Origin of the sequence: Idiomarina fontislapidosi (assembly GCF_003226255.1) — a bacterium.
In the GTDB taxonomy this organism is placed as follows: domain Bacteria; phylum Pseudomonadota; class Gammaproteobacteria; order Enterobacterales; family Alteromonadaceae; genus Idiomarina; species Idiomarina fontislapidosi.
Genome location: NZ_QJST01000004.1, coordinates 84,526 through 99,630 on the forward strand (window position 1 = coordinate 84,526; position 15,105 = coordinate 99,630).

General features: G+C 48.5%; 9 protein-coding genes and 2 riboswitches. Of the genes, 1 reads left to right on the forward strand and 8 read right to left on the reverse strand.

Translation table 11 applies throughout. The features are described 5' to 3' along the window. Positions 1 to 151: 151 nt before the first annotated feature. Positions 152 to 2,740, forward strand: a complete 2,589-nt coding sequence (gene acnB, locus DFP83_RS06115) for a bifunctional aconitate hydratase 2/2-methylisocitrate dehydratase (RefSeq protein WP_110574248.1) — start codon at positions 152 to 154, stop codon at positions 2,738 to 2,740. A 68-nt stretch (positions 2,741 to 2,808) separates the two neighbouring features. On the opposite strand, the gene DFP83_RS13730 is transcribed toward acnB, so the two are convergent. The 8 genes from DFP83_RS13730 to DFP83_RS06155 all read right to left on the reverse strand — a co-directional run bounded on the left by DFP83_RS13730 (position 2,809) and on the right by DFP83_RS06155 (position 15,096). Then, on the reverse strand, positions 2,809 to 3,348 hold the full coding sequence (locus tag DFP83_RS13730; RefSeq protein ID WP_110574131.1) for a pilus assembly FimT family protein: 540 nt from the start codon (positions 3,346 to 3,348) through the stop codon (positions 2,809 to 2,811). Positions 3,349 to 3,361: 13 nt separating this feature from the next. Beyond that, on the reverse strand, positions 3,362 to 4,231 hold the full coding sequence (locus DFP83_RS06125) for a hypothetical protein (RefSeq protein WP_110574132.1): 870 nt from the start codon (positions 4,229 to 4,231) through the stop codon (positions 3,362 to 3,364). Continuing rightward, positions 4,228 to 6,612, reverse strand: coding sequence for a fimbria/pilus outer membrane usher protein (locus DFP83_RS06130; protein ID WP_110574133.1), 2,385 nt, complete (start codon positions 6,610 to 6,612; stop codon positions 4,228 to 4,230). Before DFP83_RS06130 ends, DFP83_RS06125 begins: the two co-directional genes overlap by 4 nt. Continuing rightward, positions 6,581 to 7,285 carry a fimbria/pilus periplasmic chaperone gene (locus DFP83_RS06135; protein ID WP_110574134.1) on the reverse strand — a complete coding sequence of 235 codons (705 nt, stop codon included), beginning with the start codon at positions 7,283 to 7,285 and terminating at the stop codon, positions 6,581 to 6,583. The genes DFP83_RS06130 and DFP83_RS06135 overlap by 32 nt, the downstream gene beginning before the upstream one ends. Before the next feature lie 73 nt (positions 7,286 to 7,358). Next, the gene (locus DFP83_RS06140; RefSeq protein ID WP_110574135.1) at positions 7,359 to 7,862 is read right to left on the reverse strand and encodes a hypothetical protein; all 504 of its coding nucleotides are present in this window, start codon (positions 7,860 to 7,862) and stop codon (positions 7,359 to 7,361) included. Positions 7,863 to 7,878: 16 nt separating this feature from the next. Further along, a riboswitch (cyclic di-GMP riboswitch) is annotated at positions 7,879 to 7,971 on the reverse strand. Positions 7,972 to 7,983: 12 nt separating this feature from the next. Continuing rightward, positions 7,984 to 8,071, reverse strand: a riboswitch (cyclic di-GMP riboswitch). 172 nt (positions 8,072 to 8,243) lie between these two features. Then, on the reverse strand, positions 8,244 to 11,354 hold the full coding sequence (locus tag DFP83_RS06145; RefSeq protein ID WP_110574136.1) for an efflux RND transporter permease subunit: 3,111 nt from the start codon (positions 11,352 to 11,354) through the stop codon (positions 8,244 to 8,246). Beyond that, positions 11,347 to 12,603, reverse strand: coding sequence for an efflux RND transporter periplasmic adaptor subunit (locus DFP83_RS06150; RefSeq protein ID WP_110574137.1), 1,257 nt, complete (start codon positions 12,601 to 12,603; stop codon positions 11,347 to 11,349). Before DFP83_RS06150 ends, DFP83_RS06145 begins: the two co-directional genes overlap by 8 nt. Positions 12,604 to 13,017: 414 nt before the next feature. Beyond that, positions 13,018 to 15,096 (reverse strand): M13 family metallopeptidase, encoded by a 2,079-nt coding sequence (locus DFP83_RS06155; RefSeq protein WP_110574138.1) that lies wholly within the window; start codon positions 15,094 to 15,096, stop codon positions 13,018 to 13,020. Positions 15,097 to 15,105 lie beyond the last annotated feature (9 nt).

Below are 15,105 nucleotides of genomic sequence, written 5' to 3' on the forward strand. Positions count from 1 at the left end.
ACCGGGTAATAGACTCGGTTATTCATAGTATTTATACCCTACATTGTCTGATTTATAGCCGCCTGCCGTGTGAATTTGCGGGAAAATGCGTATAATGCCCGCCACTAGTGAAGTCATTATTTATCATGCAAACACACAAGAGGTAACTGGAGTGCTAAAAGAATATCGTCAGCACGTTGAAGAGCGTGCCGCTGAGGGCATCCCTCCAAAGCCATTAACGGCTGAACAAGTTGCAGATTTAGTTGAGCTGCTAAAAAACCCACCCGCTGGTGAAGAAGCATTTTTAGTCGAGCTCCTTTCAGAGCGCGTACCTCCAGGCGTCGATGAAGCAGCTTATGTCAAAGCAGGCTTCTTGAGCGCGGTTGTTAAAGGCGACGTTGAAAGCCCTGTTATCAGCAAAGAACACGCTGTTAAGTTGCTTGGCAACATGCACGGTGGCTATAACATCGAGACCCTCGTTGCGTTATTGGATGATGCTGAGTTAGGTCGTCTTGCCGCTGACGAGTTGAAGCACACGATCTTGATGTTCGACGCCTTCCACGACGTTGAAGAGAAAATGAAAGCGGGTAACGAGCTCGCAAAAGAAGTCGTCGAGTCATGGGCTGAAGGTGAATGGTTCACGAGCCGTGACAAGATGGCAGACGAGATTAAGGCAACAGTATTTAAAGTCACCGGCGAAACTAACACCGATGACTTATCACCAGCACCTGATGCATGGTCTCGCCCTGATATTCCTCTGCACGCTAAAGCGATGTACAAAATGCCTCGTGAAGGCATCACCAACGCGGGCGAGCAGATTGAAGAGCTGAAGAAGAAAGGCCATCCGGTTGCGTTCGTAGGTGACGTTGTAGGTACCGGTTCTTCGCGTAAATCGGCGACTAACTCTGTGCTTTGGAACATCGGTGAAGATATGCCAGGTACGCCAAATAAGCGTGCAGGCGGTATCTGTATTGGTGGCAAAGTCGCACCTATCTTCTTCAATACGATGAAAGATGCCGGCGCGTTAGTATTTGAAGCCGATGTTGAAAAAATGAACATGGGCGATGTCATTAGCATCTTCCCATACGAAGGCAAAATCAAAAACGAAGCGGGCGAAATCATCGCTGAATATGATTACGCTTCACGCGTCATTTTAGACGAAGTTCGTGCAGGTGGTCGTATCAACTTGATCATCGGTCGTGGTTTGACAGCCAAAGCACGTGAATCGTTGGGCTTAGGTGCTAGCGATTTATTCTTAACACCTGAACAACCAGAAGACAGCGGCAAAGGCTTCAGCCTGGCACAGAAACTTGTGGGTAAAGCATGCGGTATGGATGGTGTTCGTCCAGGTACTTACTGTGAGCCACAAATGGCGACTGTAGGTTCTCAGGATACCACCGGTCCAATGACCCGTGATGAGCTAAAAGATTTAGCATGTCTTGGCTTTAACTCTGATTTAGTCATGCAGTCGTTCTGTCACACTTCAGCCTATCCAAAACCGGTTGACGTTGAAACTCAGCACACTTTGCCTGACTTCATCATGAACCGTGGTGGCGTATCATTACGTCCTGGCGACGGTATTATCCACAGCTGGTTGAACCGTATGTTGTTGCCAGATACCGTGGGTACCGGCGGCGACTCGCACACCCGTTTCCCACTGGGTATTTCTTTCCCTGCGGGTTCAGGTTTGGTCGCTTTTGCTGCAGCAACAGGCGTTATGCCACTGGATATGCCAGAATCTGTGTTGGTGCGCTTTAAAGGTGAAATGCAGCCAGGTATCACGTTACGTGACCTCGTTCACGCCATCCCTGCGTTTGCGATTAAAGAAGGTCTACTGACCGTTGAGAAACGTGGCAAGAAAAATGCGTTCTCAGGTCGTATCCTTGAAATCGAAGGTCTTGAACACCTGACCGTTGAGCAAGCATTTGAATTATCAGATGCATCGGCAGAGCGCTCTGCTGCGGGTTGTACGATCAACCTTTCAGAAGAGTCTGTTGCTGAGTACTTACGCTCGAACATCACCATGTTACGTTGGATGATTAACGAAGGTTACGGCGATGCACGTACACTAGAGCGTCGTGCGCGTAAGATGGAAGAATGGCTCGAGAATCCTTCATTGATGCGTGCTGATAAAGACGCTGAATACGCTGAAGTGATTGAGATCGACCTTGACCAAATCAAAGAGCCTATCGTTTGTTGCCCGAACGATCCAGATGACGCTAAGTTCTTGAGCGAAGTCGCTGGCGATAAAGTTGATGAAGTCTTCATCGGTTCATGCATGACCAACATTGGTCACTTCCGTGCGGCCGGTAAACTGCTTGAGAAGAACTCTGATCCGCTGAACACGCGTCTGTGGATTGCGCCACCAACGAAGATGGATAAAGCGCAGCTCGAGACAGAAGGTTACTACGACATTTACGAGCGCAACGGTGTGCGTACAGAGATGCCAGGCTGTTCACTGTGTATGGGTAACCAAGCACGTGTTGAGCCCAACTCAACCGTATTGTCGACTTCGACACGTAACTTCCCGAACCGTTTAGGTGATGGCGCGAACGTGTACTTAACGTCAGCCGAATTAGCTGCAGTGGGTGCAATTGTTGGTCGCTTACCAACGCCAGAAGAGTACCTTGAGTACGCACAAGACATCAACGCGATGGCTGGTGAAGTGTATAAGTATCTCAACTTTGATCAGATGGATGCATTCCGTGACGCTGAAAAAGCGGCGAAGGAAAACATCATCCCAACCATCAACGTTGCCTAATTTCAGCCACTGAATTAGGTAAAAATAAAAGCCCCGCAGCAATGCTGTGGGGCTTTTTTATTGCCTTACTAGCAACCGTCTGTTTTGTGCGCGACAAAAGTGCCTCGGGTTCCTTGAGGCTGAGTATAATAGACGCGACAATTGTCATCGGCGATCTCGCCATCATCGTTGCGGTCAAACCCAATATAGGTTTGGTGACGCTCGCCGACTTCGATGATCACATCTTCAGAGAAAGCGACCATTTTCCCCACCTCAAAATTATCAGGTCCTAATTGGCCGGAAACATTCTTAATCAGCTTGATATCGCGGCTGGTATTGTTGCGTGGATTCTGTTGATCTGAGACCGTATCCGCTTCGATAATGCCATCACCGTTGACGTCCAACCACGGTGTGCCATTCACGTATATCACGCGGTTGGGTAATTGCATCGCCGCATCAACATGTTTCGATGCCTCGGTTAAGGTGCCTGACATTGATTTAACCGCATTGGTACGTGCAGCTGTGCCGAAGTCAAAAAACTTCGGCGCCGCTGTCACCGCCAGCACACCCAACACGACAATCACGATAATTAATTCAATCAGGGTAAAACCTGTGTTCGACTTCTGCATACTCAAAATAACGTTACCTTGCTGTTACGGTTACATACACGGTGTCTTGATAGCGTCCTGCACGCTGGTATTTCACGCCCTCGACCTCAACACCCATATTGAAGCGTCGCTTGCCCGAATAACTTTGCTGATAGCTGCGCTGATAGGTCGCGCTAGCCGGAAACCGACTCCCATCAAAGAGGATCTCGTATGGAATGCGGCTGCCCGTATCTTGCTCATGCACCAGCGCGCGATCTTCAGAATAAATGGACACATCATAAAGACTGTTACTGAATACCTTTAAGCGCCATTCAGCGCGCGCACCATCATTAAGGCTTCCCAAGTCCACTTGATAATGACCGCCATGTCCGGTTACCGAATCGCTATGTGACCGCGCCACCTGGAGGCTAACAATCGCTGGCATATAAAACCCTAAATCAACCACTTTATCAACTAAAGTCAGCCGTCCGTCTTTTGATTGAATGACCAGAGCTGCCGAGTATGCACCTGCAGTAATTACGCGGTGAGCATCAATACGTAGCCACAAATTCAGGTGCTGATGTCCATTGTAGTCAACAACCCAAGAGCGCCGTCCGTCCACAGTCCGCACGGGGAGCGGTTTACGATTGGTGTTGAGCAAGGTCGCATCCAATTGTGCACCCCCCTCGCCTATTAATTTAAACGGCCCGTTATCGACCGCACTAAAAATTAAACTATCAATACATGGCCGCCCCTCTCTAAAAGCTTGTACTTTTATAGGCAACAAAATTTCATCATCAAAACGCACCGAGTTGTACTGATTGATCTGAACATCGAAATCACCGGTGCATTGGTGTGGGTAACGACCATCAGCGTGTGCCAACGCTGGACCCAGAAAAATAAGCACGATTATGAACCTGATCATGGTTGCACCTCGCTTACGGTAATAATTCCCGCATCAATTAAATTTTCTTCCGCTGCTTTAAAGTTCACTTTTGCTTGATACTTACCTATCACTAACTTGTAAGTACCTGGCGCAATGCCCTCGACCGCAAAACGGCCCCTACGATTGGTGAACACTTCCAACACCAATCCGTTTCCAACCAGTTCCCCGCGCTCCAAGCTCAGTGGTTGTCCTGCTTCATCTTGAATATAGCCTAACACCAGATAAGCCGCATCCGAGCCTACGGTAATTACGCGTCCGGTGACACTACCACCGCTGGAATCATATAAGCCGGGACCCCAGTTATATCCTAACGGTGCATCGGGCACATTCACGATAACGCTGGTTTCACTGAATGGCGCACCGAGTGTCACGAGCCCCGCTAGAGTCTCACCCGCCCGTGCTTCAATTTCACCCAAGTAATCTGGGTTAATCTCAACACGACTATCCGCCAACGTTTGGTGTTTCTTAATCAAGGCAAACGGCGCATCAACGATACTGGACATGCCAACCGAAGCATCCGCAAAGCCAAAAGTCGTGCTTAAAGCGGTGCGGTAGATATCAAATTGAGCACCAGATTCGAGCTCAAGTTTGGAAGCAGTCACTTCGCCACGCATACGGTTACCGGTATAGCTGCCACTGGCACGAATATCCCGCAACTGAGGATTATCGATACCATAAATCTCGTAGCCATAGTTGCCCACGCGGTTTCGGTTAATACGACCGAAACTGGCTTGTGCTTGCTCACGACGGTCGTCATATTCCACACGCGTACGTAACTGACTTCTCGAGTTATAGCTATTCCACGACACACTTAAGAACACGCCATCTTGTTGCTGGGTCAGCGGGTCGACAAAGTTACTGCGGTAATATTCGGCACTGACCAGCCAGCCGCGACTCCGCCAACTCAATCGCAGTGAATCGGTATTAATGGTAGTTCCGTCGACCGCCTCGTACCGTGAAACACTCGCGGTCAAATCAATTTCGTCATTAAAGAAGTAGCTGTAATCAGCAGTTATCCGCCGATCGTCGAATAACGTTAAAGGCTGAGTCGCTACCGTGGGTGCAAACTCAACACGTTTTTCAAAACTAAACCGCAGATTGGGCGAGCTATTGTAGCCACTGCCCCAAACCGAAAATCCAACATCGACCGAGGTTGCGTGGCCACTGAGTTCATCGAGCTTTGATTGTGAGCCACGTAAGGTGATAACGCCAATATCAAACCCGTACGAGACTGTCGTTCCGACAATATGCCCAAGACTGCTTAACTCAAGATTCACGCCCGCGGTAAAACTGTCCGAGAACCCATAATCGTAATACCCCGAAAACGTCAGTTCTTCAGCATAGTTGTATGAGAACTCCTCAAATTCGGAGGCATAACCGAGCTGCATAGAAAAGTCAGATAAACCTTTGCGGAGCAACGCACCACTGTAAAAGTTGTCAAAACGGAAGGTTTGTGTAGTGCCATCTTCAAAGGTAGCAACCACTAACACCTCATTAGCGCCGGCAGTAAACGGTAAATCATTCAGCTCGTAGCGACCCGGATTAAATTGCTGCCGCAACACGGTGAAACCGTTCACTTGAATCTCTACGTCAGCACTTGAGGGCAAATAAAATTGTTGGCTGTTGCCTGGACTAATTTCACGGCGCGGCTGAAGCTCTCTAAATGACCGAGAGATGCCTATACCGCCCATGTTCAATCCACTCACATGACCACTGGTAAAGGTGGTTAAGTCACCCAATTCATAGCGCAAAGGGCGCGTCGGATTATCGTGGAACAGCGTAATTTCACCACGGTAGAACTCATTTACACCCTCATTGCTGCGGTCAGCAAAGGCAGACCAGCGGGCATTGATACCATCATATCCGCCCACGTTCGCTGAACCGAGCCACTCCATCGCGTAACGTGTCTCGGAGTCGATGGTTTCGGTTAATAGATTAAAGCGGTTTAAACTCGCAAAACGGGCGGTTTCGTCAGGTGTCACCACATAGTCTCCCGCTCCGTAATTGAGCTCGGTCGGACGCAGTGCACTGGCCGCTAAACGAGCGGTTAAGCTCATATTTTGGGGGATAAAATCGATGAAAATACCACGGTCTTGAAGCGCCGAAATGGGTATTTGCGGGTCGGCATAAGACTCCACCCATTGAATGGTTTCATCGTTTAGTATACGCCCCATTGAATTGAGCAATGACTGTTTCACTACAGCAACGACTTGACCCGCTTGAATCGTTGCAGCGATATCTTTAATGTCGCGCTCATTATAAGTAACTGGCAGATCGATAGAGTAGTTTTGCGAGTGAGCAGGTAGCACAAAAGCCGAAGCCGATGCACTAACGATCATCAGCCAATTCAATGCGCGCATCTTGAACTCGTCCTTGCTCAGAAAGCGACGCCAACGCTAAACGGATGGTATGCGAGGGCATCAAATAGGAAACCGGCAATAATTCACGATACAATGCCCAATCTACAGTCTGTTCACCATCTGTATTAATGATAAGTTGACTGCCGTTGAGGTTGACCACTTGGTTTCCATTGTTGGTAAGCACTAACTCACAACCATCAGCCGGATTACTGCACGCTAACTGTTGTTGCAAATCTTCAATACCTTGTTGCGGATTAACAAATAACAAGGTGGCAAAATTAAACACCATACTGATTTCAGGCTCACCGTCGGGCTCATTTTTAAGAGGCAATTGCTTGAACACGATTCGATACGACTGTGTCTCTGCTAAGCGGGGGTCACCAATGAATTGGGCACGGAACACCTGATAGGATTGCGCTGCAACCTCGACTTGAGGGGGTAACACAATAATATCGTCCGTTTCGATAAGTTGCTCAACTTGATTATCATCGAAGCTACGTTTATAGACTTCAACTTCGAGTGGTAAGGTTGTTTCACTTGGATTTGCGACACGATACGTCACACGGTTATTACCGCTAGTCGCCTGAATTTCAGCGATCATCGGTTCCACTTCGTAGGCATCTACCAGCACAGCAACGAGTACTAGCAGCCACAACATCGTTTTCTTTAACATGGCTGAACTCTTGAGGTTATTCGGGAAAGTTAAGCCACCGCCCGAAGGCGATGGCTTAAAGTGAAAAACTCAATTAGTTAGGTGTAACAGTTACAGTGATAGTATCGCTGTAATCACCTGCACGCTCATAACCTGTTGGTGCTGGAGAGACTTTCAATGTGCGGCGATGTAGGTCGCCATTGGTGTTGTTACCCACCATGTTACCGTTACCAGCCATTGAATAAGGAGAGGTCAAAGAAACGCCTACTGCTGAACCATGATCCATAGTGTAAGGAATGAAACCCGCTTGTGGATCGTTGTTTAGTGCTAACACACCACCGTTTTGTGAGCTGTAAGTGATGGTAGGCATTGCAGACGTGTTACACCAGAAACCTACGCCGAAGCCAGCTGTAGCGATGCCGTCAAGTGCGATAGTTTTTGATGGGCCGCTGCTGTTGTCTACTTTACATACTTTTTCTACTGTACCGTTGACAGTAAAAGAAGTGGTATCGGTATTGCTTAGATCCATTTGCTCAGCGACTGCTGCGGTGGTAGTGAATAAACTAGCAACTAATAAGGTTTTTACTGAAGTTTTCATTTTGCGAAATCCTAATTTTCGCAACCCGGCTATCTAAGATACAACTCAGTAAACTCTGAGACCCGTGGCTTTCCGTCCTCATTTCGCAATGAGTTTGGCAGTTAAACAAAGTTAATTATTTAGCTGCAACCCGGCTATCTTCGCTTGTTATTTTTAGAAGACCCGAAGCTTTCCGTCCCCACCTCGCGATGGGTTTGGCTGACTTGATTTCACCGTGGTGTCCTCAAGTTGAGTTGTATTCTAGAAGAGCCTTTTTATATTCGCCAGATCGATTAATAAACTTTTTGCTAATCTAGTACTAAATTGTTGAATAATAATAAATTATTTTGTAAAAATAATGTTAAGGCTACGGCAGACAGGCGCCGTAGCCTAGTATAAACATCATTTTTGACGTCGATTTAACAACATAAATACAACCGGGATCAGGAGCATTGAAACCAAAGGTGCTAATACCATACCGCCGACCATCGGTGCCGCAATTCGCTGCATGACGTCGTTCCCAATACCAGCACCTAACATAATCGGTAACAGTCCAACGATAATAGTCGATACGGTCATAGCTTTAGGTCTCACTCGCTTTAATGCACCTTCCTCAATTGCTGACATCAACTGCGTCACGTCGGCGTTTCGGGTCTTCCATGCTTGATTAAGGTACAGCAGCATGACAACCCCAAACTCAGCGGCAACGCCCGCCAAAGCAATCATACCGACAACCACCGCAAGGGAAAGTTGGTAATCCATTAAGAAAATAAACCAAAGGCTACCCGCAAGCGCTAAAGGCAAGGTTGCCAGTACCACTAAAGACTGAGCAAATGAGTTAAAAGCGGCATACAGCAAACATAGAATGATCACTAAGGTGACCGGAATAATGAGTTGCAGGTCGCGCTCTACTTGCTGCATCGCTTTGTATTGCCCAGTCCAACTCCAACTGTAACCTTGCGCGAGTTCGAGCGCCTGCAACTTGGGCGTTAATTGGCGAATCAACTCGGATGTCGTCGTGCCCGATGTCGGCTCAATATAAATCCAACTACTTAAGCGCGCATCTTCACTTTTAAGCACTGCCGGTCCCTCAGTGATCTTAATCTCCGCAACATCACTGAGTACGAGCCAACGACCCGACTCACTATAGACACTCAGCTGTTTAAGCTTGTCGACGTGGTCGCGGAGTGCCCGTGGATAACGTACATTAATCGGAAAACGCTGCTCGCCTTGAATTGAGATAGCGACCTGTTGTCCACCAATTGCCTGACTGATGAGCTGTTGAATTTCCGCCTGTGAAACGCCATATCGCGCAGCCTCATTCAACTTAGGTGTTATCTCAATATATCGCCCTGACTGAGCTCGTTCAGCGATCACTGAAGCCGTTGCTGCACTGGCTTTAAGTTGATCCTCAATCTGCGTCGCAAGCGCTTGTATTTGTTCAGGCTCCGGACCACTGACTTTTATCGCAAGCGGCGTTTTGACGCCGGTTGCCAGCATTTCAATACGTGTTCGAATGGGCATCACCCATGCATTCGTCAGTCCCGGCATTTGCACGTGTTGGTCTAACTCCGCTTTTATATCCTCGATGGTTTTGCCATCTGGCCAAGTCGATTCAGGTGTCAGGGTAATACTGGTTTCTATCATGGTCAGCGGCGCAGGGTCCGTCGCGGTATCAGCGCGTCCAACTTTACCAAAGACACGCTGTACTTGAGGGTGTTGCGCTATCAACTTATCGGTTTGCTGCAAGAGCTGCGACGCCTCCTCAACACTAATCCCGGGTAAGGTCGTTGGCATATACATTAAGTCGCCCTCATACAGAGGCGGCATTAATTCATATCCCAACTTTTGCCAAGGGTATGCCGCACTCGCGGTAATGACAATCGCCAATACGATGGTGAGCTTGGGCCATTGCAACGCTGCATTAAGTGCCGGGCGATACACCCAAACCAACGCGCGGGTCAATGGATTGCTCTCTTCTGTGGGGATTTTGCCGCGAATCAATAGGCTGATGAGCACCGGAATTAAGGTAATCGAGAGCAGTGCTGCGCACGCCATGGCCAGTGTTTTAGTATACGCCAACGGTTCAAATAGCCGTCCTTGTTGACCTTGTAGAACAAAAATTGGCAGAAAACTGACAGTAATGATGAGCAATGAAAAGAATAACGATCCGCCGACTTCAGTGCAGGCATTCAGAATGACTGGGTTACGCTCACGCCCTTGGGGTTGACGCTCATGGGCTTGTTCAAACACTTGTAAATGCTTATGCGCGTTCTCAATCATCACGATCGCTGCATCCACCAACGCTCCAATCGCGATAGCGATACCACCTAAACTCATGATATTTGCCGTGATGCCCATGAGATTCATAATCCATAAAGCGATCAAGACTGACAACGGTAAGCTAATCACGGCAACCAACGTGGAGCGTGCGTGCAACAAAAAGATAAAGCAAATAGCAGCGACGAACGCCATTTCTTCAATCAGCTTACTGCTTAAATTATCAACCGATGCGTTAATCAGCTCTGAGCGGTCATAGGTGGTCACCACTTCAACACCGTCAGGTAAGCCCTGAACCAATTCGTTGAGTTTACCCTTGACCGCATTGATTGTTTCGAGTGCGTTACTATCATAGCGCATCACGATGATGCCACCGACGACTTCGCCCTGCCCGTCGAGGTCAGCAACACCTCGACGTAACTCTGGGCCGATGCGAATGTGTGCCACATCGCCCAAGGTCACCACGCTATCGTTCGCCGACAGACCGCCAATCGGGAGTCTTTTAAAGTCATCAATGGACTGCAAGTAGCCTAAGCCTCTGACCATATATTCCGCTTCGGCCATTTCCACTACGGAGCCGCCGACCTCGGCATTCGCCTTTTGTATCGCAGCAGTGACGTCACTTAATGTCACTTGGTAGCGTTGCAATTGGCTAGGTTCTACTACCACCTGATACGTTTCGACCATGCCACCGACCCGCGCCACTTCGGCAACACCTTTAACACTTTGCAAACCTTGCTTTAAATACCAGTTTTGCAAGCGCGTTAACTCACCTAAGTTTCTCGTGCCAGACCGATCCACCAGCGCATATTGATAGATCCAACCCACGCCCGAGGCATCAGGGCCGAGTGTCGGTTGCACATTATCGGGCAATTGTGACTGTGCCTGATTCAAGTATTCGAGCACGCGGCTCCGCGCCCAGTAGGGATCGGTGCCTTCCTCAAAGACAATGTAGACATAGGAGTCGCCGAAAAATGAAAACCCTCGTACCGATTGCGTGTTGGGTACCGCTAGTAATGTGCTCGATAACGGATAGGTGACTTGCTCTTCGACCACCGCAGGTGCTTGACCTGGATAACTGGTTTTAACCACGACTTGCACATCAGATAAATCGGGAATCGCGTCCAACTGGGTGTCTTTAAGGGAGCGTATGCACACCAACGTCACCGCAACCGCTAGCAAGAGTACAAGCCAGCGATTTTTTAGACTCAGTGCTATCAGTCGATTAATCATGCATGCCTCCATGCTGGTGCTGCATCATCGGTCTTGTTGAAGACGATTCCGGCAGTAACCCCTGCAATGAAGCTTCAGAATCGAGCATAAACTGACCGTTAGTGACGACCTCATCACCCGCCGTTAAGCCACTGAGGATTTGAATGTGATCACCGACCACGGAGCCGGTCGTCACCGCCCTGACGCTAAACTCATTCGCGCTTGTTTTAACCACAACGCGATTTTGTTCACCTACTTGGATGAGACTAGAGACTGGGATAACAATCGTTGCTTCAAGCTGGGGCAACTCGATATGGGCATTGAGCCAGCTGCCGACTGCGAGAGTATCACTATCCGCTTGCAACGGAACTCGCGCCGTTAAAGTCTGTGTAACGGGGTCCAGATCCGGATAAATGTAAGCGATCTTTCCCATCCAATGACCCTGAACAGCATGCGAGGAAATATGCACCATCTGCCCGACTTTAACCTGATCAGCGTACCGTGGTGGAATATCAAGCATGAGCCATAGTGCCTGTTCGCCACTGAGGGTCATCACCGACTGCTCGGGCATGATGTACATGCCTTCTTTGATATTGAGTGCCGTGACATAACCCGCTTGAGGCGCAAAATAGTCAACCGTATAGCGGGTCTCCTGAGTGCGCTCTAAACGCATAATTTGCTCATCGGTCATGCCTAATAGCTTAAGCCGTGTGCGCCCGCGCTGTTTAAAGTTTGCCTGCTTTTGTTCGTCACCAACTTGTTGCAGTGAGTTAAGTAGCTGCAGATAATCATCCTGTGCCACGACCAAATCGGGCGCATAAATTTGATACAGTGGCTCGCCCTTTTTAACGTACGCACCTTCAACATCGACATAGAGCTGCTCGATCCAACCCTTTGCACGAGGATGAATATGAAGTTGCTCGTTTTCGGCCCAGCGCACTTGTCCTTGCACGCTCAAGTTAGGCTGCAAAGCCCGTCGGGTCGCCGTTGAAGTGGCGACCCCTAGCGCACGTTGCTGCTGCTCGTCGACTTCAAACAACGGGGTTGTTACGGGACTGTGTTGAACATGGCCCATCTCATCATGCTGCGATGCGTGTTCGCCGTTGTTTTCTCGGCTGGACTTCAACACCAAATCCATACCGCAAATAGGGCACTGACCGGGCTCGTGCTGCGTGACTTCGCTATGCATTGGACATACATAGACTGGCTCTTGTGCCGATACAAATGGAGTTGCAAGGATCAGTAGGATCCAGAAAATACGCGCTTTCATGACGTTCACCTAAATTAATAAAACCAACAGTAAATAAAGTTTGTTGGTTAAGCCTTAGGTGGGCGCAGGATACCTTCAAAAGATTCAAGCAAGTGGGATGTAGGCACGACAAACGCACCTTGTTGTACATTTAATTGAATCGAGGGAGAAATAGAAATGAGTCCCGCATGTGCGAAACAATGTTGGGCGCAATTATCACACGCATGACTATCGTGTTCACATGAAGAAGTAGATGTGTGACGCTCGGCCATTGGCTGAGCGTCACTCGAGTCACAACAATGATGCTCACTCATCGTCGTCATAGGCATAGCCTGAGCGTGAGTGGAGGGTAAAACCCCACTCACCAGTGTCAGTGCCATACATATGATTAAGACAAGTGTTCGCATTAGGTCGATGACTTCCTTCTTTTATCGCTTACCAAATGGTAACACGATTCTCCGGCGCCACATAAAGCTCATCTTCTGGCTTCACGTCGAACGCTTCGTAGAATGCAGGCACGTTCACGACGGTGCCATTAACACGGTATTCCGCAGGCGAGTGTGGGTCACTCAATACTTGCTGACGAATCGCGTCTTCACGATACTTACCACGCCATACTTGTGCCCAACCAATGAATACACGCTGTGGACCTGTAAAACCATCCATAACAGGCGCTTGTTCGCCGTCTAATGACTTCATGTAAGCTTCATAGGCGATGGTTAAACCGGCAAGGTCACCAATGTTCTCACCTAACGTTAGGTCACCATTGATATTGATTCCCTCGATAGGCTCGTAAGCGCTGTATTGTGCAGACAATGCTTTACCACGCTTATCAAAGGCTTCACGGTCGGCATCAGTCCACCAGCTATTGAGGTTACCGTCGCCGTCGTATTTAGAACCTTGGTCATCAAATCCGTGTCCCATCTCGTGACCGATAACAGCACCGATGCCACCGTAGTTCACTGCCATCTCGGCGTCCATATCAAAGAATGGAGGTTGCAGAATACCCGCTGGGAAAACAATCTCGTTACGTACAGGGCTGTAGTAAGCGTTGACCGTTTGCGGTGTCATGCCCCAGTCTTCTTCGTCGACTGGACCGCCAATTTTTGCGATTTCTTCGTTGTAGTTAAACTCAGCATACGCTTTATAGTTACCTACCAAGTCAGTCGAAGAAATGTCTAGGTCTGAATAGTCGCGCCATTCATTTGGGTAACCCACTTTTGGATCGAACTTGGCGAGTTTTTCCAACGCTTTTTCTTTCGTTTCGTCGGTCATCCAATCCAAGTTTTTGATTGAATCTGCATACGCTGCGCGCAGGTTCTCAATCAAACCTTCCATTTTTTCTTTCGCTTCAGGTGGGAAGTATTCCTTCACATACACTTGACCTAATACTTCACCTAACACACTGTTCGTTGCGTCAACACCACGCTTCCAACGCGGCTCTTGCTCAGGAATACCGCGTAATGTCGTTCCATAAAACGCAAAACGACGGTCAGCGAAACCTTCACTTAAGATAGATGCCGCATCATTCACTACTTTAAACGACAGGTAATCTTTCCACGTTTGTAAATCAACATCGGTAAACATTTCACCGAGTTTCTCAAAGTATGATGGCTGACGGATCACCATGTTCTCAACATCACCTAAGCTCGCCGCTTCAAGGTAACGTGCGAAGTCGAAGCCACCGAGCAACTCGTCAACTTCACCGGCAGTCATCTTGTTATAGGTCTTATCAGCGTTGCGACTCTCAACACGCGTCCACTGTGCTTCAGCCAGTTTAGTTTCCAGCTCAAGTACACGTTCGGCGGCTGCTTCTGCGTTTTCAACACCGGCCATGTCCATCACATCCGTGATGTACTCAACGTAAGCGGTACGGAATTCTTTAAATTTGTCTTCATCGCTTAAGTAGTATTCACGGTCAGGTAAACCTAAGCCGCTTTGCGATACGTACATGGCGTTGGTTTGCGGATCTTTTGCATCCGGGTAAACATAAAAGCCGAACGGAATCGATGTGCTCATGCGGCTCATCTGTGCGAAGTATTCCGCAACAGACTCATAGCTATCGATCGCTGCGATGGCTTCGAGGTCTGATTGAATCGGTTTTGCGCCGAGTTCGTTGAGCGTTTCGGTGTCCATATACGCATTAAAGAAGTCGCCGACTTTACGCTCGTTGGTGCCCGCTTCGGCATTCATGTTCGCTGATTTTTCGATGATTTTGTGCAAACGTTCTTGGTTCTGTTCGCGCAAATCGTAGAACGCACCAATCGAAGAGCGGTCGTCTGGAATCTCGGTTTTTTCCATCCAAGCGCCATTCACGTACTGATTCAAGTCATCCTGTGGACTTGCACTTTTATCGAAGTTTTCAAGGAAAACGCCTGAAGTGAGCTGTTGTTGTTTTTCTGCCGTTGGCTTTTCCTGACTAGACTGTTCTGTTTGCGCTTCTTGTTGTGGCGAACACGCGCCTAGCGCAAGTGCCATAGAGACACTGAGAGCAACGGTGGTTAATTTAATCATTGGTTGTCA